This window comes from Mesorhizobium sp. M2A.F.Ca.ET.039.01.1.1, assembly GCF_003998035.1.
GTDB lineage: Bacteria > Pseudomonadota > Alphaproteobacteria > Rhizobiales > Rhizobiaceae > Mesorhizobium.
Map to the genome: position 1 here is coordinate 1 of NZ_RZRY01001624.1, position 379 is coordinate 379.

The window sequence follows — 379 nt, forward strand, 5'->3', positions numbered from 1 at the left end:
ATCATGCAGCGGCTCGACCTGTTGCCGGCGGAAGAGCGCGGCGAGGGCGGCGCGGTGCTGGACACCAGGGTGCTGCGCCATGACGAAAGCTTCGGCATGACGGTGCTCGGTTCGCCGGCCGGCGAAATCCGCGTGCCGCGCCTGGCACGGCCGGCCGGGACGCCAGTGCGGCTGCGCATCCGCGCCCGCGACGTCATGATCGCGACCGAAGAGCCGGTGGGCCTCAGCGCGCTCAATATATTGGCGGGAACGATCACCGCGGTCAGGCCGGGCGTCGGCCCGACGGTGGAGATCGCCATCGACTGCAATGGCGCCATCGTGCTGGCGCGCATTACCGAACAGTCGAAGCACACGCTGCGCCTTGCGCTCGGCCGCAGGG

At 70.4% G+C, this 379-nt stretch carries 1 protein-coding gene; it reads left to right on the top strand.

Annotated features, from left to right (window positions below):
• Positions 1-379, top strand: a 379-nt coding sequence (locus tag EOA24_RS41235; protein ID WP_189354760.1) for a TOBE domain-containing protein, incomplete at both ends; no start/stop codon positions are given.